This is a genomic window from Streptomyces sp. AC627_RSS907 (assembly GCF_019049165.1).
This window is the reverse complement of record NZ_JAGMUE010000199.1, coordinates 1-1,755: the sequence shown is the minus strand read 5'-3', so window position 1 is coordinate 1,755 and position 1,755 is coordinate 1. Positions and strand designations below refer to the sequence as shown.

The following is a 1,755-nucleotide window of genomic DNA, read 5'->3' as shown; positions in this document are numbered from 1 at the left end:
CAAAAAGGGGCGGTGAAGAAACGTGCCTGGATCGTGTTCCTCGACGAATCAGGCGTATCGCTGCTGCCCGAGGTGCGCCGCACCTACGCACCCCGCGGCCGCACCCCTACTCTGCGGCACCGGCTGAACTGGAAACGAGCCGGGATGGCCGCCGCGCTGGGCTACCACGCCGCCGACCCCGCACGCGGCCCGCGGCTGTGCTTCCACCTCAAGCCGGGCAGCTACGACACCACTTCCCTGATCGAGGTGCTGGAACAGATCAAGACCTTCTACGCCGGTGAGCCGGTGGTGCTGGTATCGGACGGACTGTCCGCCCACTGGAGCCGGGGCATGCGGGCCTGGGTGGCCGAGCAGGACTGGCTGACGCTTGAGCGGCTGCCGGCCTACGCACCCGAACTCAACCCGGTCGAACTGCTGTGGTCGGCCATCAAGACCCGCGAGCTGGCCAACCTCGCCGGCGACCACCTCGCCGATGTCGCTGACGCAGCCGAACGCGGCATCCACCGAGTCTGCTCCAGCGAGCAACTCCCGTGGTCCTTCCTCACCCACACCGGCCTGACCATTCATCCCCAAACACCACAGAACTAACGAAAACCTCAGTAAGAGGACATCTCATTTGGCCTTAGCGGTGGCCTGAGAGCGTGCTGTTGATTGAGCGTCTGGTCCCGGACGGGTTGTGGGAGCTGTTCCAGCGGGTGGTGCCGGAGGCACCGTCGCGTCTGCAGGGTGGTGGCCGGCGCCGGTACGGCGACCGCGAGGTGCTGGCCGCGATCATCTTCGTGGCGACGACGGGGTGCACGTGGGCGCAGGTCCCGCCGGTGTTCGGGCCGTCCGGTGCGACGGCCCATCGCCGGTTCACGGAGTGGTCGAAGGCTCGGGTCTGGGCGAAGCTGCACCGGCTGGTGCTGGACGGGCTCGGCTCGCGGGGTGAGCTGGACTGGTCGCGGTGCGCGATCGACTCGGTTAACGTGCGGGCTCTGAAAGGGGGGACTTGACGGGTCCGAATCCTGTGGATCGGGGCAAGAAAGGATCGAAGATCCACTTGATCACCGAGCGGACCGGACTGCCCCTGTCCGTGGGGATCTCCGGTGCCAACCTCCACGACAGCCAGGCCCTGGAGCCGCTCGTGCGCGGCATCCCTCCGATCCGCTCCCGCCGCGGCCCACGCAGGCGCAAGCCCGCCAAGCTCCAGGCGACAAGGGATACGACTACGCCCATCTGCGGAAATGGCTCCGCGAGCGCGGTATCCGGCACCGCATCGCCCGCAAGGGCATCGAGTCCTCCAAGCGGCTGGGCCGTCACCGTTGGGTGATCGAGCGGACCATGGCCTGGCTCGCTGGCTGCCGTCGTCTGCACCGACGCTACGAACGCAAGGCCGAACACTTCCTCGCCTTCGCCAGCATCGCCTGCACCCTCATCTGCTACCGCCGGCTCACCAAATGAGATGACCTCTACTGAGGTTTTCGTTAGTTCTGTGGTGTTTGGGGATGAATGGTCAGGCCGGTGTGGGTGAGGAAGGACCACGGGAGTTGCTCGCTGGAGCAGACTCGGTGGATGCCGCGTTCGGCTGCGTCAGCGACATCGGCGAGGTGGTCGCCGGCGAGGTTGGCCAGCTCGCGGGTCTTGATGGCCGACCACAGCAGTTCGACCGGGTTGAGTTCGGGTGCGTAGGCCGGCAGCCGCTCAAGCGTCAGCCAGTCCTGCTCGGCCACCCAGGCCCGCATGCCCCGGCTCCAGTGGGCGGACAGTCCGTCC

At 67.1% G+C, this 1,755-nt stretch carries 2 protein-coding genes and 1 pseudogene; 2 read left to right on the top strand and 1 reads right to left on the bottom strand.

Annotated features, from left to right (window positions below; genetic code table 11):
- Both KUM32_RS31450 and KUM32_RS31445 read left to right on the top strand, forming a co-directional pair.
- Nucleotides 1–588 (top strand): transposase (locus KUM32_RS31450; protein ID WP_308408762.1); only part of this gene is annotated, 588 nt, incomplete at its 5' end.
- Nucleotides 589–650: 62 nt separating this feature from the next.
- Nucleotides 651–1,443 (top strand): annotated as a pseudogene (locus tag KUM32_RS31445) (IS5 family transposase).
- Nucleotides 1,444–1,466: 23 nt separating this feature from the next.
- Here the strand turns inward: KUM32_RS31445 and KUM32_RS31440 are convergent.
- A partial coding sequence (locus KUM32_RS31440) for a transposase (RefSeq protein WP_217145359.1) occupies nucleotides 1,467–1,755 on the bottom strand: 289 nt, incomplete at its 5' end.